Here is a 21,805-nt window from a genome sequence, read left to right as displayed (position 1 = left end):
GCCGCGACCACCCGCGTATCCGCGACGCCGCCGCCGGGCTATCTTGGCGGGATCGCCCTCCTGCCGTCGCCATCGGACGCTTCACGATGCAAGACCAGATCACGCGCCTGTGGCACGCCCTCGTCGACCTGCCGTATCTGGGCGCATTGCTGGCCCTGGTCTGGCTGGTCTACCTGCTCTGGCTCGGCGGCTGGATCGTGTTGCAGAAGCGCGAGCCGGTGGCGACCCTGAGCTGGCTGCTCGGCCTGGCGGCGCTGCCCTACATCGGCTTTCTGATCTATCACGTGTTCGGCCCCCAGCGGATCGAGCGCCAGCGGCTGCGTCGCGCCCGCAACCGCAGCCATATCGATGCGCGCCACGACGCGTTCAGCACCCACGCCGGGGCCCGCGAGCTGGCCCGCCTCGGGCAGGCGGCCAGCGGCCTGTCGCCGTCGTCGTCCCATACCGTGCGCCTGTTGGTCGACGGCGGCGAAAAGTACGAAGCCTTGCTCGCCGACGTGCGCGCGGCGCAGCGGCACGTGCATCTGGAGTACTACATCTACGGCCGCGACCACGTCGGCGAGGCCCTGCGCGACGCCCTGGTGGAGCGGGCCCGGGCCGGCGTGCGGGTGCGCCTGCTGGTGGATGCGATCGGCAGCGCCCGGGCACGGCGGATGTTCGCGCCGCTGCTGGCCGCCGGCGGCGAGATCGCCTGGTTCCATCCGGCGCGATTCGGCCGGATCTGGCGACGGCCCTGGGTGAATCTGCGCACCCACCGCAAGATCGTGATCATCGACGGCCGTGTCGCCTACACCGGCGGCATCAACATCACCGCCGACCAGGACGAACGCCACCGCGACGACGCCTATCGCGACCTGCACGTCCGGCTGGAGGGCGACGTGGTGCGGCCGTTGCAGCGGGTGTTCGCCGAGGACTGGGTGTACGCCAGCGGCGATCGCGCCTGCCTGCAGGAGATCGGCGCACAGACCCCACCCGCCGAGCCGCCCGGCGAGATCCCGACGCAGGTGATCGCCTCCGGGCCTGACTCGCGATGGGAGGCGATCCACCGTGTGCACGTGAGCGCGATCCACGCCGCCCATACCCGGGTCTGGCTGACCACGCCGTACTTCGTGCCGGGCGAGGCGGCCCGCATGGCGCTGACGTCGGCGGCGCTGGCGGGGCTCGATGTCCGCCTGCTGGTGCCCAAGCGCAGCGATTCGCTGCTGGTCACGCTGGCGGCGCGCTCCTACTTCGACGAACTGCTCGCCGCCGGGGTCAAGGTGTTCGAGTACGGTCCGCGCATGCTCCACACCAAGGCGTTGCTGATCGACGATGCGATCGTGGTGCTGGGGAGCGCCAACTTCGACCACCGCAGTTTCAGCCTGAACTTCGAAGTGTCGGTGATGTTCGACGATCGGACGCTGGCGACCCGCCTGGCACGGCACCTGGAGGCGGAGCTGCAGCATGCCCAGACGGTGACGCCGGCGACGGACCGGCCGCTGTTGCGCGAGCGGCTGCCCGAGGCCCTCGCGCGCCTGCTGTCGCCGCTGCTGTAAGGCGCCGTCGGCGCGCTCCGCTCGACGACGGACGGCGCGTCGATGGGGCCGGGCGGCGGGTACGTCCCCGCACAGGCGGTAGACTGCACCGGTCCCGGGCCCAAGGAGAGCGCCTCATGCCATGGTTGTTCCTGCTGTTGGCGATCGCCGCGTTCGCGATCTCGATGACGACCGGTTCGGTCGCGCTGGCCGTGGTGTGCATTCTGGCCGCACTGGTGTTCCTGGTGATCTGGGTGCTGGCGTTGCTGGCGCAGCGCGTGGGCAACCAGAGCCGCGACGATACGATGATGATCGATCCTCAGGAACTCCGGCGTCTGCGCGAGGCGGCCGAGGCCCGACGGGCATCGACCGCGGAAGGTGGCCACCCGTCCGCGCACGACAACGAACGCCTGACGCCCTGATCCGACGCCCCGCGCCTGCGATTCCGTTCGCCGCCCCGCAATCACTCGCCTCGATGACCGATCGCCGCCCGACACGCCTGAGCGTGAATCTCAACAAGATCGCGTTGATGCGCAACGCGCGCGGCGGTGGCGAGCCCGATCTGCTGCGCGCGGCCGAAACCTGTCTGGATGCCGGCGCGTACGGCATCACCGTCCATCCCCGGCCCGACGCTCGCCACGCCCGCGCCGACGATGTGATCGCGTTGGCCGCGCTGTGCCGGCGACGTGGGGTCGAGTTCAACCTCGAAGGCAATCCCTTCGCGGACGCCCGCCCGGGTTATCCGGGCTTCCTGGCCCTGTGCGAGCAGGCTCGTCCCGCACAGGCGACCCTGGTGCCGGACGCGGATACGCAACTCACGTCCGATCACGGCTTCGATTTCGTCCGGGACGGCGAGCGCCTGCGCGCGCCGATCGAGGCGCTGCGGACGCTCGGGTGCCGGGTCAGCCTGTTCGCCGATCTCGATGCCGCGGTGGAACATGCGGCCGCGCTGGGTGCCGATCGCATCGAGCTCTATACCGGCCCTTATGCGGACGCCCACGCCCGTGGCGAAGCCGCATCGATCCTGGCGGCAGCCGGGCGGACCGCCCGCCGCGCCCAGGCCGCAGGCCTCGGCGTGAATGCCGGCCACGACTTCAACCAGGCCAACCTGGGGGCCTTCGTCGAGGCCGTGCCGGACGTGCTGGAAGTGTCGATCGGTCATGCACTGGTGGGCGAAGCGCTCTACGACGGTCTCGCCCCGACCGTCGGCCGCTACCTGCGGATCCTCGAGACCGCACGACGCTGACCGTCTCGACGCGCCGTCCGGGGACGGCGACGCACCTGACGCGGATCGAGGAACGCCGAATACGTCGGATGCACGCTCGAGGCGTGGAGGCTCTTGCCGGCCACGACACGCAACAGGCCGCCCCGCCGGACGACGACCGCTGACGACGCTCGAAACGCACGGGCACGACACCGGACCGGTCTCGTCCAGCGGCGGCAGCCTCCGCGCCGTGACCGCACTCCGGAAGCAAAAAAAACGCCGCCCGGAGGCGGCGTTTCAAAGGTAGGTAAGCATCTCGGTCGACGGCGTGCTGCGGCGCCGCCGACCGGTTTCTTGCGACGTCAGCTCTTGATGAAGCCGATCTTGAGCATCTGGGCGTTCTTCGCCTCGGCCAGGACCTTGGCCAATACGCCGTAGTCGGAATCCTGGCTGGCGTCGATCTCCAGCGTGGGCTGGTTGGTCGGATCGCGCTGGACCTCGGATTCCATCATGTTGCGCAATGCCGAAACCGGCACCGGGCTGTCGTTCCAGTAGATCTGGTTCGCGCCGTCGATGCGCAGACGGATCGGCTCCGGCGGATCCACCGGGCTGTCCGGCGGATCGACCGAGCGTTGCGGCAGATCGATATCGATCGGCTTTTCCGGCTTGAGGGCCGTGACCATGAAGATGATCAGCAGCACCAACATCACGTCCGCGAGCGGGATGATGTTGATATCGGCCATTGGGCCGTCGCCGTCACCTGTACTGAATGCCATGGTTGCCGCCCTCCTTCAGTTTGGTTCGGCAGTGGAGACGAAGCCGACCTTGCGCATGCCCTGGGCCTGCGCGATGGTCACCACTTCGTCGATGGCGCGATAACGCGTCGCCCGGTCGCCACGGATGTTGATGGGCGGCTGCGGTGTCTTCTGAGCTTCCACCGACAGCACACTTTCCAACTGCGCGAGGCTGACCTGTTCGTCGTTGACGTACACGTTGCCCTGCTCCGTGACCGCGATGGTGATGGGCGGAGCCGCACCACCTTCGGGCACTTCATCCAGCGTGGCTTCGGGAAGCTCGACCTGGACGCGATGCGTCATCAACGGTGCGGTGACCATGAAGATGATGAGCAGCACCAGCATCACGTCGACCAACGGGACGACGTTGATCGCCGCCATCGGCTTGCCGCCACCATCGTTAGAGCTGAAAGCCATATCCGGACTCCGTCAGAACTTCGACGTGATCAACGCTGCGCCTGGGGCTGCGCTGCCTCGCCGACGCGCGAACCGGTGGCGAAGAAGTCGTGCAGGTCGTGGGCGAAGGTGTCGAGCTTGTTGTTGGTGATGCGGTTGGAGCGGGTGAAGAAGTTGAAGCCCAGCACCGCCGGGATCGCAACACCCAGACCGATCGCGGTCATGATCAGCGCCTCACCCACCGGACCGGCCACCGAGCCCATGTCGGCCTGGCCGCTGGCGCCGATGCGGATCAGGGCGCGGTAGATGCCCCACACGGTGCCGAGCAGACCGACGAACGGAGCGGTCGAACCGACGGTGGCGAGCAGGGTCAGACCGGTCTCGAGACGCAGCGACTCGCGGGTCACGGCCTGGCGCAGGGCGCGGTCCACGAACTCCGAGCGGTTGAGCGACTCGACCAGACGCGAACCTTCATGACGCTGATGGTGCGCAGCGGCCTGGGCGGCGTCGAGGGCGACCTTGGAGAACGGCTCGCTGGCCGGCTGCTCTTCCATGAAGCGGATCGCGTCCTGGGCGTTCGGGGTTTCCCAGAACGTGTTGATGACGCGGTCCGAAGACGACTTCAGGCGCGTGTTCTTGATGAAGTTGAAGATGATCCAGTAGATCGACATCGCCGACATGGCAACCAGGACGCACAGGACCGTCCAGTTGACGATGTCCATGTGCTGAAGCATGTCTGCGAAGCCCATCTGGGTCATCGCCGCGGCGTTGTCGGTGGCTCCGGACACAGGGGCGTTGGTAGATTCCTGCAGCATGACGCTTACCTTTGAATGTTGAAAAGATTGGACTTATGGGTGGAGCGAAGATGGAGCGGTTGAAACTCGTAACCGACTGTCGTCAGCCACCGAGGTTGAAGTCGACCGGCACACGGACGCGACCGCCGGCCGCCTGGCCGTCGGTGCCGCGACCGGGATTGAAGCGCCAGCCGCGCGCGGCCTGCATCGCCGCACGATCGAGATCGCGGTTGCGGCTCGAGGTTTCGACGCTGACGTTGAGCACGTTGCCCTGGGCGTCGATCTCGACGATCAGGATGACGGTGCCTTCGATGCCCGCGCGCATGGCAGCCGGCGGGTAGCGCGGCGGATTCATGTTGCGCGAGGAGATGTCGACCGAGGCCTCCATCGCCGTGACCGGCGCAGGCGGCGCGGGCGGGGCGGGCGGCGGGGCCGGGGTATCGACCGGCGACGGCGTGTCGAACACGACCGGCGGCTGTTCGGGCGGCGGCGGCACCGGGGTCGGCGTCGGCGGCGAGAGCTCCTGGACGGGCTCAGGCTCCGGCGGTTCCGGCGGCGGCGGCGGCGGGGGGGGCGGCGGCGGCGGCGGCTCGATGATCACCACCTGGGTGACCTCTTCCTCGTCGGGACCGGCGCCAGGCGGATTCACCGGAGCCATCAGCAACAGGATGGCGGCCGCATGGATGGCAATGACCATCGTGAAACCGGCGATACGCGCCCAATTGAGACCTTCGTCTTCGCGCGATCTGTGATTCTGCAAGCGTTGCGTCATGCGGGGGGAACTCAAGTCTGGCCGGACACCGAGGTGCCCTGTCGATGGTTCGGAACCGCGTCTCTATTGAATCGACGACGCGAATCCCCAAGTCTATAACAAAAACGCATCCTGGGACCAACCCCCGGCACGGCGGCCGGGAGCGGTACCAATGGCGTCAGAGCGCGATCAGCCGTCGCGCTTCCTCAGGATTCCGAACGCCCTTGTCCAGCGCCTGCTGCGCAGCCTGCTTGGCCTCGGGCACACGATCCTCGCCGACCAGGATCTTGGCTAGGTTGAGATAGGTTTCGCCATCCGACGACAACGGTGCGGCCTTCTGGTAGGCCTCGATCGCCGGGCCGGGCTGGTCCGAGAAGTAATAGGCCTGACCCAGCGCCAGGTAGGTCTGGTGGTTCTCTTCCAGCACGCCCTTGGCGAGACCGTCGTTGATCACTTCGATCGCGCGCGCCTCGCCGCCGTCCGTGCTGAGATACAGCGCGAACAGGTTGCGATACTCGCGATCCTCGGTGAGCTGCCCGCTCGAACGCAGGCGCTCCATGACCTCGATCGCGCGGTCGGTGTCGTCGGCCTGGATGTACATCGACGCCAGGTTGAGCTGGGAACGCTTGTCGTCGGGTGCGTTCGACGCGATCTGTTCGGCCAGGCGGGTCGCCTCGGCGGTGTTGTCGGTTTCCAGGTACGCCGCCATCAGCGCCTGGGTCCAGCCCGCCTGCGGGTTCTCCGAGGCCTCGATGGCCTGCTGCAGCAGCGGGATCGCCTCCGCGCCGCGCTCGGCCTGCGCCAGGATCTGACCCTTGAGTGCGAGGTCTTCCGGACGCTGGCTGCCGCTGCCTTCGAAGTAGCGGTCGAGCGTGGCCAGCGCCTGGTCGAGCTCGTCGTCCTGGGCCTGCAGCTGGGCCAGCATCATCAGCGACTGGAAGTGACCGTTGTTGTCGAGCGCGTCGAGCTCGACCGTCCGGGTCAGGTACGCCTTGGCCGCCACGAGATCGTCGTCGTTGTAGGCGGCATTCGCGGCCAGCTGCGCCGCGTAGGCGCGGTCGTAATTGTTGGCGCGCTCCTCGGCGATGATTTCGTCGGCCATCTGCCGCACACCGGCATTGTCGTCCTTGTCGAACGCGGCACCGAGACGGGACAGGCGCGAGCCCATGCGCGACGAGGCACGCTCCGAGGGCGCCTGGCGGGTGGCCTGGGGATAAAGTTCCTCGGCACGATTGCCACCGCGCGACCCGCGCTCACGGGACTGGCACTGCGCGTCCTGACTGGACACCTGGTTGGACGGGGCGGGGACGGCGGCGCGCACCTCCGCGACGGAACCCGTTCCGAGGACGGCAGCGACCGCGAGCGCGATCAGGGCCGGAGCATGGAGAGTGGCGTTCATGCAATCACCTGTAGCTGTTCTGACGATGTGAGGCACCGGGCCGCGGTGCATCGGGTGGGGGTTGGTTCTGCCAACGTCCTGTCAGCCACACTGGGGTCGACGCCCCGCCGCGCGTGCCTGCTCCCACGTGGGAAGCAATCCGTCCGCGCGCGACCGCAGCTCGCCGATGCGGCTCTGCGGATCGGGGTGGGTCGACAGCCACTGCGGCGGACGATTGCCGCCGGCGGCGATCATGTTCTGCCACAGGTTGACCGCTGCCCGCGGATCGAACCCTGCCGCTGCCATCCACTGTTGCCCGACGACATCGGCCTCGCTCTCCTGCGCCCGCGAACCGGGCAGCAGGAACCCTGCCTGCGCCGCAATACTGCCACCTTGGACGGCTGCATTGCCAATCCCCTCGCCGTAACGCGAGCCGAGTACGGCGCCGAGCACGTTGAGCGCGCCGCTGGCGCCGCTCTGCCGGGTGATGCGTTCGTCGTGGTGCCGGGCGATGACGTGGCCGATTTCGTGAGCGACCACGGCCGCCAGCTGGTCCTGGTTCTGCGCGACCTTGAACAGGCCGGTGTTGATGCCGACCTTGCCGCCGGGCAGGGCGAAGGCATTGGGTTCGTCGTTGACGAAGACGGCCGATTCCCAGCGGATCCGCTGATCGGCCGCGGGCAGCTGCTGCACGATCGCGTTGACCACGCAGCTCACGTAGGCGTTCTGGCGCGTGTCGTTGGACACCCGCTCCTGCGCCTTCATCTCCGCGAAGGCTTTTTCACCCAGCTGGTTGAGCTGATCCTGGGAGACGGCACCGACGTACTGGGTGCGACCGGTCGGGGAGGTCGTGGTGGCGCAGGCGGTGGCGAGCACCGCCGCGGCCAGCGCGGCGAGAATCGGCTTCATGGCTGGAGTATCCGCAGGCAGGATCAGATCTTGTAATCAGGCAAGGATTAACGGCTCGTCAAGCACAGTCGCCGGGCGCCGGCCTCAGACGTCGAGATTGGCCACGCGCAGCGCGTTGTCCTCGATGAACTCGCGGCGCGGTTCCACCACGTCGCCCATCAATGTGCTGAAGATCTGATCCGCGGCCACCGCATCCTCGATCCGCACCTGCAGCAGGCGGCGGGTGTCCGGATTGACCGTGGTTTCCCACAACTGTTCCGGGTTCATTTCGCCCAGGCCCTTGAAGCGCTGGATCTGGCGACCCTTCTTGGCCTCGTCGAACAGCCAGGTCTGGGCTTCGGCGAAGCTCGACACCGCCTGGGTGCGGTTGCCGCGCACGATCTGCCCGCCTTCGCGGACCAGGCCGTGCAGCAGTTCGGCGGCCTCGCGCACGGCCCGCAGCTCGCCGCTTTCCAGCGCGGCCAGCGGCAGCACCTGCTGCTGTTCCATGCCCATGTGTCGGCGGGTGGCCAGCAGTGCGGTGGGACGGCCTTCGGCGTCGGTCTGGATTCCGAGGCGATAGACCGGCCGACCCAGCCCGCCCCGGTTGAGGCGGCCTTCCAGCGCATCGAGTTCGGCACGCTCGTCGATGTTGGCCTTCAGGCGTTCCGGATCCAGTGGCGTGAAGTCGATCAGCGCTTCCAGCAATGCCGGCTCGTAGCGGTGCGCGTTGCGGGCGATCGCCTCGCGTGCGCGGGCATAGGCCAGCAACAGCTTCTCCAGCTGCGCGCCCTCGATCCCGGGCTCGCCTTCGGCCGGCACCAGCGCGGCGCCTTCGACGGCATTCCCGGCCAGATAGGCGTCGAGCGCGGCATCGTCCTTGAGATAGAGTTCGGTGCGTCCCTGCTTGATCTTGTACAGCGGCGGCAGGCCGATGTAGATGTGCCCGCGCTCGATCAGTTCCGGCATCTGCCGGTAGAAGAACGTCAGCAGCAGGGTGCGGATGTGGCTGCCGTCGACGTCAGCATCGGTCATCAGGATGATGCGGTGGTAGCGCAACTTGTCCGGGTTGTACTCGTCCTTGCCGATACCGGTGCCCAGCGCGGTGATCAGCGTGCCGACCTCGGCGCTGGACAACATGCGGTCGAAGCGCGCGCGCTCGACGTTGAGGATCTTGCCCTTCAGCGGCAGGATCGCCTGGGTCTTGCGGTTGCGTCCCTGCTTGGCCGAACCGCCTGCGGAGTCGCCCTCGACGATGAACAGCTCGGAGAGCGCCGGATCCTTTTCCTGGCAGTCGGCCAGCTTGCCCGGCAGGCCGGCGATATCCAGCGCGCCCTTGCGGCGGGTGAGGTCGCGGGCCTTGCGGGCCGCCTCGCGCGCGCGCGCGGCATCGACGATCTTGCCGGCGATGGCACGGGCTTCGTTGGGGTTCTCCTGCAGGAACTCCTCCAAACGTGCGCCGAACGAGCTCTCAACAGCCGGTCTCACGTCGGATGAGACGAGCTTCTCCTTGGTCTGCGAGGAAAAGCTCGGATCCGGCACCTTCACCGACAGCACGGCGATCATGCCTTCGCGCATGTCGTCGCCCGACAGCGCCACCTTGGCCTGCTTGGCGATGCCGTTCTGTTCGATGTATTGGCTGAGCGTGCGGGTCAGCGCCGCACGGAACCCTTGCAGATGGGTACCGCCGTCCTTCTGCGGGATGTTGTTGGTGAAACAGAACATCGTTTCCTGGTAGGCGTCGGTCCACTGCAGGGCGACCTCGACGCTGATCCCGTTGTGCTCGCCGGATACCGCGATCACGCTGTGGTGCAACGGCGTCTTGAGCTGCGCCAGATGTTCCACGAAGGACTTGATCCCGCCCTCGTACTCGAAGGTGTCGCGGCGCCCCTCGCCCCGCTCGTCCACGAGGGTGATGCGCACCCCCGAGTTCAGGAACGACAGTTCGCGCAGGCGGCGGGCCAGGATGTCGTAGTGGAACTCGACGTCGGAGAAGATTTCCACCGAGGGCTTGAAGCGCAGCGTGGTGCCGCGGCGCTCGGACGCCTCCAGGCGTTCGAGCGGATACAGCGGCTCGCCGAGCGCGTATTCCTGGCGGTGGTGGAAGCCGTCGCGCCAGATCTCCAGCCACAGGTGCTCGGACAGCGCATTGACCACGGACACGCCCACGCCGTGCAGGCCGCCGGAGACCTTGTAGCTGTTGTCGTCGAACTTGCCGCCGGCGTGCAGCACGGTGAGGATGACCTCGGCCGCGGACACGCCTTCTTCCTTGTGGATGTCGACCGGCACGCCGCGGCCGTTGTCCGAGACCGACACCGAGCCATCCAGGTGGATGGTCACCACGATGTCGTCGGCATGGCCGGCCAGCGCCTCGTCGACCGAGTTGTCCACCACCTCGAACACCATGTGGTGCAAGCCGGTGCCGTCGTGGACATCGCCGATGTACATGCCCGGCCGCTTGCGGACCGCTTCCAGGCCGCGAAGCACGGTGATCTTGCTAGAGTCGTACGTGGTACCGCCAGCGGCGGTCGGCTCGGGAATCTGCTCGTCGGTCATGCGCTCTCGTCGGTCCGGACACGGCCTGCGGACGGGCCGGGCGGCAGGATGCCGAAGGCGCGTGGAGCAGGCGAGACAGGGATACGAATTATACCACCGCGGGCCCTGACGCCCCGGATGACCCGACGGCTCGAGATGGCGCCGGTTCCGGCTCGACGCGGCCCTGTTCCACGTGGAACATCGTGGTGGGGCGGCGACCCGGCAACGGCAGAAGGTCGCGATCGGTCCCGCTGACGAAGACCTGCGCGCCGGTCGCGTCCAGCAGCTGCAACACACGCGTCCGATGGTCGCTGTCGAGTTCGGAGGCCAGGTCGTCCAGCACGACGACGGGCCAGGCGCCCAGGGTGGCGGCCAGGTGCCGGGCCTGGGCGAGGAGACACGACAAGGCCACGAGTTTGGCCTGCCCACGCGAGAGCGCCTCTCCCGAGGGGGCCGCGCCCACGGAAACGCGCCAGTCGCTGCGATGGGGACCGACCGTGGAATGGCCGACCAGACGATCGCGGCCGCGTGCGACCAGCAGGGCATCGCCCAGCGAAAGCTCCTGCCGCTTCCAGCCCGGCTGGAACTCCAACGCAACACGCCCCAGGGAGGGTGCGAGCTGGGGCAGCAGGTCCATCAGTGCGTCCTGGAGATGATCCAGGTAGACCGCACGTGCATGCGTCATGGATTCGCCCGCGTGCGCCATTTCGCGCTCCCACGGTTCGAGCTCCGTATCGGGGCGGCCCGCCTTGAGCAGGGCATTACGCTGACGGAGCGCACGCGCATAACGCCGCCAGGCGGGCACGAAATCATGTTCCACGTGGAACAAACCCCAATCGAGGAAACGGCGTCGGGGTTCGCCTCCGCCCGAGACCAGCGCGTGACTACCGGGCTCGAAGCTCACCACGGCCAACGCAGCGCAGAGCGTACCCAGCTGGTCCACCGGCTCGCCGTCCACCCGACCATCCCAGCGATCGCCTGCATGGCGCAGGCCGGCCCGGCGCGGGCCGCGGCCATCGGCGGCATCCCAGGCCACGAAGACTTCCAGGGCATCGGCGCCGGTCCGGATCAGGCCGTCGCGCACCCGTCCACGGAAACTCCGCCCGTAGGCCATCAGGTGCAACGCCTCCAGCACGCTGGTCTTTCCCGCTCCGTTGGGCCCCACCAACAAGTTCACACCGGGTCCCGGATGAAGCTCGACCTCGACCAGACGTCGAACGTTACGGATATGCAGGCGAGAAATGGGCACGGCAGTGAAGGGCGGAGCAGGGCCAGGAAGGGAAGGTCGCGAGCGGGAGACGGCGGCGCGACAGTGTAGCTGCCCGGCCCCGGTCACGAGGCGGCGTGGCGCGATCGAGCAGGGGACGATCGCAGCTTCGGGCGTCCGGCGCATCCCGCCCTGATGCGGTGGAGCCTCCTGAGGAACCCGACCTCCAGCCCACGCGGCGCCAACACACGTCAGGGCCCACGCCGGCGAAGGCGTTCCCCAACCCCGCGACGACAAGCAGATGCGTCGCCCGACGATCATCAGGAGCCCACCCCGGTCGTCCGGCCCGCAATTCGGAGACACGCCACCTGCGGCAGGCCACGCACTCTCCCGTGCGCCCTTCAGCCCGCCGTGCCTCGCGGGTCAGCCCGTGCGTCGGCTCACTTCCCAGAGCAGCCACCGGCCGATGTGAACCGCCGCGCCCTGATTGCTGCGCTCCGGATGGGCCGCTGCGCCACGCGTCTTCCGGCCCCAGCCTGCGCCCGACACGACGCACCCGCGCTCCGCAGCCAGAGCTCGCCTCCGCCCCGATGGGACGACCCGGCGGATCGGGTACGCGCTGAGCCACCCACAGCCCGGTCGCGGACACGTCTCACCGTGGCCCACGTTCAAGTCTCGGAGAGCAGGGACCGCCGGCGGCTGCGGCCCATACCAGACCGCCATCGGGCCCGACCGCGACCATCATGGGGAACCGGCACGACAATTCCGGCAGACGGACCGGGGCCTCCGAGCCGACCAAAGAAAAACCCGGCCGAAGCCGGGTCTTTCGCGTGTTCCACGTGAAACATCGCTCAGAGGCGCAGCGGCATCACCACGTGACGCGACTTGGCATTCGCCGACTCGCGCACGAGCGCGGAGGAGTTGGCGTCGCGCAGCTGCAGCACGATTTCCTCGCCGCGCAATGCGCCCAGCGCATCCATGAGGTAATTCACGTTGAAGCCGATCGCGAGATCCTCGACCTTGGTATCGGCCTCGACCTCTTCCTGCGCCTCTTCCTGCTCCGGGTTGTGCGCGCTGATCTTGAGCTGACCGGGCGAAACCTCGACCCGCACGCCACGGTACTTCTCATTCGACAGGATCGCCGCACGCTGCAGCGCCGCACGCAGCACTTCGCGATCCACCGCGACTTCGCGGTCCGCACCGATCGGAATCACCGCTTCGTAATCGGGGAACTTGCCGTCGATGAGCTTCGAGGTGAACGTGACATCGTCGCGCTTGACCCGCAAATGGCTGCGGTCCATCTCCAGTTCCAGCACGCGGTCGCCGCCTTCCAGCAACCGCTGCAGTTCCTGCACGCCCTTGCGCGGGACGATGATCTGCCGCTTCGTCGCGACCTGCGCATCCAGATCCGCTTCGCACAAGGCGAGGCGGTGGCCGTCGGTCGCCACGCAACGCAGGCGCTGCTCGGCCAGATCGAACAACAGGCCATTGAGGTAATAACGGACGTCCTGCTGGGCCATGGCGAACGCGGTGCGCTCGATCAATTCCTTCAGCGCCGCTTCGGCGACCTGGACGCGCTCGGTGGTCTCGACATCGTCGATCGACGGGAAGTCGTTCGCCGGCAGGCTGGCCAGGCTGAACCGGCTGCGCCCGGCCTGCACCGAGATCTTGTCGCCGGACTGACTGATGGTGACCTTGCTCCCATCCGGCAGCGCCCGAACGATCTCGAACAGCTTGCGTGCGGGGATGGTCGTCTCGCCATCCTGGGCGTCGTCGACCGCCGTGCGCGCGACCATCTCCACTTCGAGATCGGTACCGGTCAACGACAGCTGACCGTCGCTGACCTGGACCAGCAGATTGGCGAGTACGGGCAGTGTCTGACGCCGCTCGACGACATTGACCACCTGGGCCAGGGGCCGCAGGAAGACTTCACGTTGAAGACTGAAACGCATGTTCGCGATATCCCCCATGCCCATGTATCAAATATTGGATAAATCTAAAAAGCGGTGGTGATGGAGTCCGGAAAATCCGTGGACTAGCATCCTAAGTCGTTGAATCAAAAACAAAAAACAGACATCGAAAGCAGGTGGACAACTTGAGCCGGCTTGGAGACAACCTGTGGACAACTTCGGTCGCCGCGTCCGGTCTCCGACTTGTCCACAGGTTCTCCCGCAGTTCTGCACGGGGTCGCCGAGAGGCCGGTTGTGGACGGGTTACTCACTGAGTTTGCGGATCAGCTTGTCCCAGTCCTCGCGGAGCTTGCCATCGGTCTCCTGCAGGCTGCGAATCTGGCGGCAGGCATGAAGCACGGTGGTGTGGTCGCGCCCCGCGAAGGCGTCCCCGATCTCGGGCAGGCTGTGTTCGGTCAGCTCCTTCGCCAGGGCCATCGCCACCTGTCGGGGGCGGGCCAGCGAACGGGTGCGTCGCTTCGACAGCAAGTCCTTGATCTGCAGGCCGTAGTAGTCTGCCACGGTCTTCTGGATGTTAGGGATGCCGACACTGTGCATCTGCGCGCGCAACAGGTCGCGCAGGGTCTCCTGGGCGAACTCCTGGGTGATGGCGCGGCCGGTGAAGTTCGCGCGCGCTGCGAGCGTATTGAGCGCTCCCTCGAGGTCGCGGACGTTCGAGCGCATCTTCTTCGCGATCAGGAACGCCACGTCTTCGGGGATCTGCGCACCGCGCTCGCGCGCCTTGGACAGCACGATCTGCGCACGGGTCTCGAAGTCGGGCGGATCGATCGCGACCGACAGGCCCCAGGCGAGACGCGACTTCAGGCGCGGCTCCAGCCCTTCGACTTCGCGCGGAAACCGGTCGCAGGTCATGATGATCTGCTGGCGGCCGTCGAACAGCGCGTTGAAGGTGTGGAAGAACTCTTCCTGGGTGCGCTCCTTGCCGGCGAAGAACTGGATGTCGTCGATCAGCAACGCGTCCACGCTCTGGAACTGGCGTTTGAACGCATCCATGGCGCGTTCCTGCAGCGCCTTCATCATCGCGCTGAAGAATTGCTCGGAGCGCAGGTAGAGCACGCGCATGGCCGGGTTCGCGGTGCGCATCGCATTGCCCGCAGCGAACATCAGGTGGGTCTTGCCCAGGCCGGTGCTGCCGTACAGCAACAATGGGTTGTGCGCGCGATCGCCGGGCTTCTGCGCGGCCTGCAACGCCGCGGCGCGACCGAGCTGGTTGCTGCGGCCCTCGACGAAGTTCTCGAAGGTGTAGTGGCTGTCCAGATTGCCGACGAACGGTTCCGACGGTACCGCCAGGGCCGCGGCCGGCGCAGCGTCGGCGAAGGTCGGTGTGACGGGCGCCGTGGCGCGCGGCATCGAGCCGATTTCGAGCGCGACGTCGCCGTTGCCGGCGAAATGCTGCAGCAGTTCGCGGATACGGGCGAGATAGCGTGCGCGGACTTCGTCGCGGACGAAGGCGTTGGGAGCGTAGAGCACGGTGGTGTCGTCGCGCTGCGTGGCCTGCAGCGGCTTCAACCAGGTGTGCACGTCCTCGGCCGGGAATTCGGCTTCGAGACGTTCGAGACAGCGGGGCCAGACATCCATTCGGGGTCGTTCTGCAATCGGCCGGCGGCCCCGCGACGGCGATGTCACGGCGCGCGGGCGCAGGGTGGGGCGGCAGACTATCATCGCACCCCCGCCACGGCAGCGGTCTGCCCGCGACACGCCCGGCGGCAGACGGCGCTGTTTCATGCGCCGTTGACGCACCCCCCGCAGGCTGGCTAGAATCGCCGGTTCTTTCCGTCGCGTCCATGCAACGAGCATCCCCATGGCCACCAAGCGCACCTACCAACCCAGCAACCTGAAGCGCAAGCGCGACCACGGTTTCCGTGCCCGCATGAAGACCGCTGACGGCCGCAAGATCCTCGCCCGTCGCCGCGCCAAGGGCCGCAAGCGCCTCTGCGCCTGATCGCAGGCTGTGGTCGCGTGCCGGCATGGCATGCGACCCGCTGCGACTCCGTTCGTCGATGACGTCCGCCGGCTTTCCGAAGCAGGCGCGTGTTCGCGCGCGCGCAGAGTTCGATCGTGTGTTCAAGCACGGTCGCCGCGTCGCGTCTCCCCTGATGGCCCTGCACTGGTTCGCCGACGGCGACGCCGGGCGGCTGGGGCTGGCCGTGTCCAGGAAAGTCGACCCGCATGCGGTCGGCCGCAACCGCATCAAGCGTGTGCTGCGCGATCAGTTCCGGCGGTTGCGTGGCGAACTGCCGCCGGGCGCGTATGTGATCGTCGCGCGCGTCGCCGCGCGCCAGGCCGACAACGACGCGCTGCGCAGCGGCTTCGAACAGCTGCTGCAGCGGGCCCGTGCGTTGCCCCTCCGCGGGGTGGGCGGCACAATGCCCGCCGAACCAACCCCGTCCCCCCCTTCTTCGACCGCGCCGGTCTCCACCGGCGGATGAGCGTGCCTGCCCGATGAACCAGACCCGTACCTTCCTGATCCTCGCCTGGTTGATGGTGGCGACGCTGCTGTGGATGGAATGGAGCCGGGAGAGCACCGCGCCCGCCGCCACCGCGACGCCCACGGCGCAGACCGCGCCCGACGTGCCGGCCGGCGCCGTTCCCGAGGCCCCGTCCGCGACGACACCGGCGGCCCCGAACACGGTGCCCGAGGCGCCGCCCGCGCCCGGCGCCGCCCCGTCGGCCAGCGCTACGGCCGCCGGCGGCACGCCGGTGACCATCACCAGTGATGTGCTGCGCCTGACCCTGGAGCGCGGCAACGTCGTCGCGGCCGACCTGCTCGCCTATCCGCAGACGCGCGACGAAGGCAGTCCGCCGGTCACCCTGTTCAACCAGGATCCCGCGTCGTTCTACGCCGCCCAGGTCGGCTGGGTCAGCGGCACCAGCACCGCCCCGACCCATGAAGCCACGTTCGTTCCCGAGAGCGGGCAGAGCGAGTTCGTGCTCGACCAGGCCGGCGACAGCGTCGCCGTCCCGTTCGTGTGGACCGGACCCGACGGCGTGACCGTGCGTCGCACCTACACCATGCGCCGCGGCAGCTATGCGCTCGAGGTGCGCGACGAGGTGGTCAACCAGGGTGCGCAGGCGTGGCAGGGCTTCGTGTATCGCCAGCTGACCAAGGTGCCGCCGATCACCGCCGGCAACTGGATGAATCCCGATCCGGAGTCGTTCAGCCTCAACGGCGGCGTCTGGCACACCACCCAGGACGGCTTCGGTCGACGCAAGTTCGCCGACTTCACCGACGACGGTGGCGTCAACCAGCGCGGTACCGGCGGCTGGATCGCCTTGCTCCAGCACCACTTCTTCACCGCGTGGATCCCCGAAGGCGACGCCGAGACCACGGTCTCGCTGCACGTCGACGGCGCCGGCGCGCGCAGCCCGCATCTGATCCGCGAACTCGGTCCCGGCGTGAACGTCGCGCCCGGCGAAACCGCGGTGACCACGGCGCGCCTCTGGGTCGGTCCGAAGCTGGTCAGTCTGATCCGGGCCGAAGATGTGCGCGGGCTCGATCGCGCGGTGGATTACTCCCGCTTCACCATCATGGCGGTGCTGGGCGAATGGCTGTTCCGCCTGCTCGATCTGATGCACGGCCTGTTCAACAACTGGGGCTGGGCGATCGTCGGCCTGGTGGTCGTGGTCAAGATCGCCCTGTTCCCGCTGTCGCAGGCGCAGTACAAGTCGATGGCGAAGATGCGCAAGTTCCAGCCGCGCATCCAGCAGCTCAAGGAGCGCTACGGCGACGACCGCCAGAAGTTCCAGATGGCGATGATGGAGCTCTACAAGAAGGAGAAGATCAACCCGGTCGGCGGCTGCCTGCCGATCCTGCTGCAGATGCCGATCTTCTTCGCCCTGTACTGGGTGCTGCTGGAGTCGGTGGAGCTGCGCCACGCACCGTGGATGCTGTGGATCCAGGACCTGACCGCGCGCGATCCCTTCTTCATCCTGCCGGTGGTCAACATGGCGGTGATGTGGGCCACGCAGAAGCTCAGCCCGATGACCGGCATGGATCCGATGCAGCAGCGGATCATGATGTTCATGCCGCTGGTGTTCGGCGTGATCATGGTCTTCTTCCCCGCCGGCCTGGTGCTGTACTGGGTGACCAACGGCGCGCTGGGTCTGCTGCAGCAGTGGTGGCTGATCCGCAAGTACGCGGATCAGCCGGCCAAGCCCGCCAAGGCCTGATCGGTCGAGCCGCCACGAAGAACGCCCCTGCGATCCGCCGATCGCAGGGGCGTTTTCACTTGGTCGGGCGGAACGCTGTGGATGAACCGCGGTCTTCCGCTAGCGACATCGTGGGATGGTGGCGGTGGTAGGAATGTTAGAAAATGATAGGTATGTCACGGACAGGTGGACTGTCCATGCCTATCGAGTTTCGTCGCTCCGCGCGTGATTCGCCTGCCGATTCAGCGCATTCCGCGAGTGCGAAACGATGGAAGCTGAGGTCGGGTCTGCCGGATCGTGCAGGTGGGGCCGTCTGAGGTCTTTCGAGTGGGGGGCACGCGAAGGAGCATGCCGGGATGGCTAGGGAAGAACCCAAGGAACAAGCATCGACGAACGGGCAGGCACCGGTGCCGGATTCTGCCGACGACAAGATGGCGCAGGTCCGCGAACTGATGTTCGGGGGCGCGGTCCGCGACCTGGAGCGTCGTCATCGCGACACCGCCGCACGCCTCGACGAGGCGATCCAGCGCATCGCGGCGGACATGGAGCGACGGGTCACCGCGCTCGAAGGCCGTGTCATGGCCAAGCTGGACGGACTGGCGACCCAGCTTCACGATGAGGGGCAGGCGCGGATCGCCGCCTTGGACGACGCCGAAAACCGGCTGTCCCTGGCGCTGCGCACCCAGCGTGACGACGCCCTGTCGCGCCAGCAGCGGCTGGAGGCCGAGCTCGCCGCGACCGAAGCGCGCCTGCGCGACGTCGGCGCGCAATTGGCCGCCGAGATGCAGGCAGGCCAGGACAGCATCCGCCAGGCATTGTCCGGCGCCCGTCGGGAGTTGGGCGACGAGAAGCTCGCCCGCGAGGATTTCGCCGATCTCCTGGCCGAACTGTCGCTCCGTCTGCGGATCGGAGAGACGGCCGTACGGGACGATTGAGGCGCGCCGTGCGCGGCGACTACGACCGCCTTCGCGAGCTGTTGAGCGCGCCCGAACAGACGCGCCTGCGCGGCGTCGATCTGGAGATCCAGCGCCTGGACCAGGCACTGGATCGGGTGCCCGACCGACTGGCCGCGGACATCCGCGACGCGCCGGATTCGCGCCTGGCCCGATCGCTCGCGGACTTGATGGTCGACTCGTTCGAGCAGGCGGTCGCACGGCGACCGCAGGCGGTGATCGGCGCGGTGTATCCGGTGATCGGTGCCGCGATCAGACGCTCGCTGGCCGAGACGTTCCAGCAACTGGCCGACGATCTCGACGGCACCATGCGTTCGGCGTTCTCCCTGCGCGCGCTGCGCTGGCGCTGGGACGCGTGGCGCCTGGGCGTGCCGTATGCCCAGGTCGCGCTGCGCCACACCACGCGCTACCAGGTCGAGCATCTGTTCCTGATTTGTCCCGACTCCGGCCTGCTGCTGGGACATGTGACCGCGGACGACTTGCCCGAACTCGACGCGGACGCGGTCGCCGGCATGTTCGCGGCGATCAACCAGTTCGTCCGCGAGTCGGTGGCCGTCGGCGGTGCGCGGCCCGGCATCGGACATGCCCAGGTCGGCGATTACCGGCTGGTGGTCAGTCACGGTCCGACGGCCTGGATGGTGGCCTTCGTCCGTGGGGTTCCGACGGGAGACTTCGGCGCGCGCCTGGATGAAGTCAACGAGGCCCTGCACGCGCAGCATGGCCGCGCACTCGCCGATGTGGACCGCCCGGTCCGGACTCTCGAACCGGACCATCTCGCCCGACTCAACGGCGCCGCCGCGCGTGTCGGTCCGGCTGCCGGCCGACGGCGCTGGGCCGCGTGGCTGCTGATCGGTGTCGTGTTCGCGGCGCTGGCCGCCTACGTCGCCACCGGGGTCCGCTGGTCGATGCGGGCCGAGGCGATGCGCGAGGCGCTGGCGTCGGTTCCGGGCCTGCAGGTCGTGGCCTTCGACCGCCGGGCGCGCAACGCCGTCGATGTCCGCGGATTGCTGGATCCGGACGCACCGGATCCGCGCAGACTCGTGACCCGGACGTTTCCGGACGTCGAGGCACGGTGGGTCCTGTCGCCCTATCTGTCGCTCGATCCGGACGTGGTCCGGCGTCGGGCGGCGCGGATGCTGGCGCTGCCGCTGGAGGTCGTCGGCACGCCCGACGCCGAAGGCAGGCTGCCGCTGCGCGGCGACATCACGTTCGCGACCCGGCACCGCCTGCAGACTGCGGCACCGCCGCCGGGGGTCACGGCACTGGATCTGTCCGGAACGCGTTATCCGCGGCAGGACGACATCGAAGCCGGCATTGCCGGCGTCGAAGCACTCGGCATCGGGTTTGACAGCGGCACGGTCGTACCGGCGACCGGTATGGAAGACCGTCTGGAGCAGCTGGTGTCGCGGCTGCAGGAGCTCCAGGCGATCGCAACACCACAAAGAATCGGTTTCCGGATGGAAGCCGTGGGATACACGGACGAGTTGGGGGGATATGCGTTGAACCGCCATCTGCGCGAACGACGTGCGGAATGGTTGGCGACGGAGGTCATGGCCGACCTCCACGCGCCATCGGTGGTCGTCGTCGATCGCCAGCGACTGGGCACGTTGCCCTATCGCGGGCGATCGCGCTCGGCGGCCCTGCTGATTTCCCCTTTTCCCGTGGAGCCGTAGGCGCATGAAAGCGAACGCGAATGTGACCACCCGCAAGATCTGCACGCTCGGCGAGTTCGCCGTCGGAAAGACCAGCATCGTCACCCGTGCGGTCCGCAACACCTTTTCCGAAGGCTATCTGACCACCATCGGCGTGCGCGTCGACAGCAAGACCTTCGAGCCCGAGCCCGGGCGCACGATGCGGATGGTGCTGTGGGACATCGCGGGGGCTGGCGCCATCGATCAAGTCCGGGCAAGCTATCTGACGGGATCGCACGGGCTGTTGCTCGTCGCGGATGGGACCCGTAACGATACTCTCGATACCGCACTCGCCTTGCGGGATCAGGCCTGCCGCCTGCTGGATCGTGAACTTCCGACGATGCTGCTGCTCAACAAATGCGATCTCGCCGCTCGCTGGGAAATTCCGCCGGCCCGGATGGAGGCGCTGACGTTGCAGCACCAGGTCTTCAGTTCGAGCGCCAAGACCGGCCACGGCATCGAGGACGCGCTGGTGGCGTTGGGCAAGGCGGTGTGGTGAAGGACAGGCGTTCCCGCCCCGATGTCGGCCTGGGCGCACCGGTCGTCGTGACCGTGGATGCACACGGCGAGGTCCTCGACATCGTGGGCGACCTGGAACGCTTCTGCGACGAGGCCGGCGGTCAGGCGCAGACGATCCAGCGGCTGCTCGATCTCCTGGTCGGCGACGGTGATCCGCCCGATATCGTCCCGGCGCTGGAGATCGCGGAGAACCGCTTCGTCGATATCCACATCGTCGCCGAGGACGAGACCCGCCATTTCGTGCTGCTCGACGCCAGCGACCTGATGCGGACCCTGCGTCACCGTCAGCAGGTGGGCTACGACGTGGCGCTGGAACGCGATCGCACGCGCCGTCGGCTACCCGCGACGCACCAGATGTCCGCGGCGACGATGCCGCGCTATCAGGGCATGAGCGCGCTGGCCGCCGTGATCGGGGACATGCGCGGTCCGCTGGTGGAGGTGCTGGGCCAGGCGCGCGTGCTCGAGAGCGGGGTCGGGTCGGACGAGACCCTGCTGCATTCGATCGCGGCGATCCGGCATGCGGCGATCCGGCTCGATGCCATGTGCATGAACGGCCTGATCGCGTTCGGCGATCCCAGCACGGTGCGTTCGGACATCTTCGATACCCAGTCCATCGCGGCCTTCATCCAGGACACGTTTCAGCTCCAGGCGAGGATGCAGGGCGTCGTGCTCGACGTCCGCGCGCCGGCGCCGCCGGTGCGGGTGACGCTCGACGACATCGCGCTCCGGCTGGTGCTGATCAACCTGATCGTGCGCGCGCTGGAGGGCCTGTCGTCAGGCACCCTGGTGGTGACGTTGTCGCCGGACGCCGTCCGGCGTCATCTGGATATCGAAATCGGATGCGAGCCCGGCGGCTTCGACGAGGACTGCTTCGGCGAATTGATCACCGCCGCGACGCCCGGCGCGCACCTCGGGCTGGCGATCAGCCGCGCGGTCCTGATGCAGATGCACGGCCGGCTGGAACTGGTCGAGCGCCAGGACGGCGGCTTCGAGATCTGGTTCCGGTTGCCGTTCGGTGCATCCGTTCCGATCGCCGGCGCTTCCTGATCGGATGCGGACGAT

General features: G+C 67.8%; 20 protein-coding genes. 10 read left to right on the top strand and 10 right to left on the bottom strand.

The features are described 5' to 3' along the window. The first annotated feature begins 86 nt into the window (after window positions 1-86). The 3 genes from cls to RG19_RS15545 all read left to right on the top strand — a co-directional run bounded on the left by cls (window position 87) and on the right by RG19_RS15545 (window position 2,760). Entirely contained in the window at window positions 87-1,535 is a 1,449-nt protein-coding gene (gene cls / locus RG19_RS15555; protein ID WP_058836071.1) for a cardiolipin synthase, read from the top strand. Window positions 1,536-1,651: 116 nt separating this feature from the next. Further along, the gene (locus RG19_RS15550) at window positions 1,652-1,936 is read left to right on the top strand and encodes a hypothetical protein (RefSeq protein ID WP_058836070.1); all 285 of its coding nucleotides are present in this window, start codon (window positions 1,652-1,654) and stop codon (window positions 1,934-1,936) included. A gap of 53 nt (window positions 1,937-1,989) precedes the next feature. After that, a complete protein-coding gene (locus tag RG19_RS15545; RefSeq protein ID WP_058836069.1) occupies window positions 1,990-2,760 on the top strand; it encodes a pyridoxine 5'-phosphate synthase in 771 nt (256 codons plus the stop codon). Window positions 2,761-3,080: 320 nt separating this feature from the next. On the opposite strand, the gene RG19_RS15540 is transcribed toward RG19_RS15545, so the two are convergent. The 10 genes from RG19_RS15540 to dnaA form a co-directional block, all read right to left on the bottom strand. Next, window positions 3,081-3,494, bottom strand: coding sequence for an ExbD/TolR family protein (locus RG19_RS15540; protein ID WP_058836068.1), 414 nt, complete (start codon window positions 3,492-3,494; stop codon window positions 3,081-3,083). Window positions 3,495-3,509: 15 nt separating this feature from the next. Beyond that, window positions 3,510-3,929, bottom strand: coding sequence for an ExbD/TolR family protein (locus tag RG19_RS15535; protein WP_058836067.1), 420 nt, complete (start codon window positions 3,927-3,929; stop codon window positions 3,510-3,512). Window positions 3,930-3,958: 29 nt separating this feature from the next. Next, entirely contained in the window at window positions 3,959-4,723 is a 765-nt protein-coding gene (locus tag RG19_RS15530; protein WP_058836066.1) for a MotA/TolQ/ExbB proton channel family protein, read from the bottom strand. Window positions 4,724-4,805: 82 nt separating this feature from the next. Next, entirely contained in the window at window positions 4,806-5,474 is a 669-nt protein-coding gene (locus RG19_RS15525) for an energy transducer TonB (protein WP_058836065.1), read from the bottom strand. A gap of 157 nt (window positions 5,475-5,631) precedes the next feature. Beyond that, entirely contained in the window at window positions 5,632-6,852 is a 1,221-nt protein-coding gene (locus RG19_RS15520; RefSeq protein WP_058836064.1) for a tetratricopeptide repeat protein, read from the bottom strand. A gap of 81 nt (window positions 6,853-6,933) precedes the next feature. Then, window positions 6,934-7,740 (bottom strand): M48 family metallopeptidase, encoded by an 807-nt coding sequence (locus tag RG19_RS15515; RefSeq protein WP_058836063.1) that lies wholly within the window; start codon window positions 7,738-7,740, stop codon window positions 6,934-6,936. Window positions 7,741-7,824: 84 nt separating this feature from the next. Further along, window positions 7,825-10,275 (bottom strand): DNA topoisomerase (ATP-hydrolyzing) subunit B, encoded by a 2,451-nt coding sequence (gyrB, locus tag RG19_RS15510; RefSeq protein ID WP_058836062.1) that lies wholly within the window; start codon window positions 10,273-10,275, stop codon window positions 7,825-7,827. A gap of 88 nt (window positions 10,276-10,363) precedes the next feature. After that, window positions 10,364-11,503 (bottom strand): DNA replication/repair protein RecF, encoded by a 1,140-nt coding sequence (recF, locus tag RG19_RS15505; protein WP_058836061.1) that lies wholly within the window; start codon window positions 11,501-11,503, stop codon window positions 10,364-10,366. Window positions 11,504-12,312: 809 nt separating this feature from the next. Further along, a complete protein-coding gene (gene dnaN / locus RG19_RS15500) occupies window positions 12,313-13,413 on the bottom strand; it encodes a DNA polymerase III subunit beta (RefSeq protein WP_058836671.1) in 1,101 nt (366 codons plus the stop codon). Window positions 13,414-13,674: 261 nt separating this feature from the next. Further along, a complete protein-coding gene (gene dnaA / locus RG19_RS15495; protein ID WP_058836060.1) occupies window positions 13,675-15,009 on the bottom strand; it encodes a chromosomal replication initiator protein DnaA in 1,335 nt (444 codons plus the stop codon). A gap of 223 nt (window positions 15,010-15,232) precedes the next feature. Between dnaA and rpmH the strand changes: the two genes are divergently transcribed. The 7 genes from rpmH (at window position 15,233) to RG19_RS15460 (ending at window position 21,790) form a co-directional block, all read left to right on the top strand. Continuing rightward, window positions 15,233-15,373: a 50S ribosomal protein L34 gene (gene rpmH, locus RG19_RS15490; RefSeq protein ID WP_058836059.1), complete on the top strand. Its 141-nt coding sequence runs from the start codon at window positions 15,233-15,235 to the stop codon at window positions 15,371-15,373. A gap of 58 nt (window positions 15,374-15,431) precedes the next feature. After that, window positions 15,432-15,860 carry a ribonuclease P protein component gene (gene rnpA / locus RG19_RS15485; protein WP_058836670.1) on the top strand — a complete coding sequence of 143 codons (429 nt, stop codon included), beginning with the start codon at window positions 15,432-15,434 and terminating at the stop codon, window positions 15,858-15,860. Between the two features lie 13 nt (window positions 15,861-15,873). Further along, on the top strand, window positions 15,874-17,601 hold the full coding sequence (yidC, locus tag RG19_RS15480; protein ID WP_058836058.1) for a membrane protein insertase YidC: 1,728 nt from the start codon (window positions 15,874-15,876) through the stop codon (window positions 17,599-17,601). Between the two features lie 335 nt (window positions 17,602-17,936). Then, window positions 17,937-18,515 (top strand): hypothetical protein, encoded by a 579-nt coding sequence (locus RG19_RS15475; RefSeq protein WP_157515298.1) that lies wholly within the window; start codon window positions 17,937-17,939, stop codon window positions 18,513-18,515. An 8-nt stretch (window positions 18,516-18,523) separates the two neighbouring features. After that, window positions 18,524-20,206, top strand: a complete 1,683-nt coding sequence (locus tag RG19_RS15470; protein ID WP_058836056.1) for an OmpA family protein — start codon at window positions 18,524-18,526, stop codon at window positions 20,204-20,206. A gap of 4 nt (window positions 20,207-20,210) precedes the next feature. Then, complete coding sequence (locus RG19_RS15465; protein WP_058836055.1) at window positions 20,211-20,723, top strand: Rab family GTPase; 513 nt, start codon at window positions 20,211-20,213, stop codon at window positions 20,721-20,723. Further along, entirely contained in the window at window positions 20,720-21,790 is a 1,071-nt protein-coding gene (locus RG19_RS15460) for a sensor histidine kinase (RefSeq protein ID WP_157515297.1), read from the top strand. The genes RG19_RS15465 and RG19_RS15460 overlap by 4 nt, the downstream gene beginning before the upstream one ends. Window positions 21,791-21,805 lie beyond the last annotated feature (15 nt).

It is taken from the genome of Luteimonas abyssi (assembly GCF_001482195.1).
Lineage (GTDB): Bacteria > Pseudomonadota > Gammaproteobacteria > Xanthomonadales > Xanthomonadaceae > Luteimonas > Luteimonas abyssi.
This window is presented reverse-complemented; position numbering and strand designations above follow the sequence as displayed.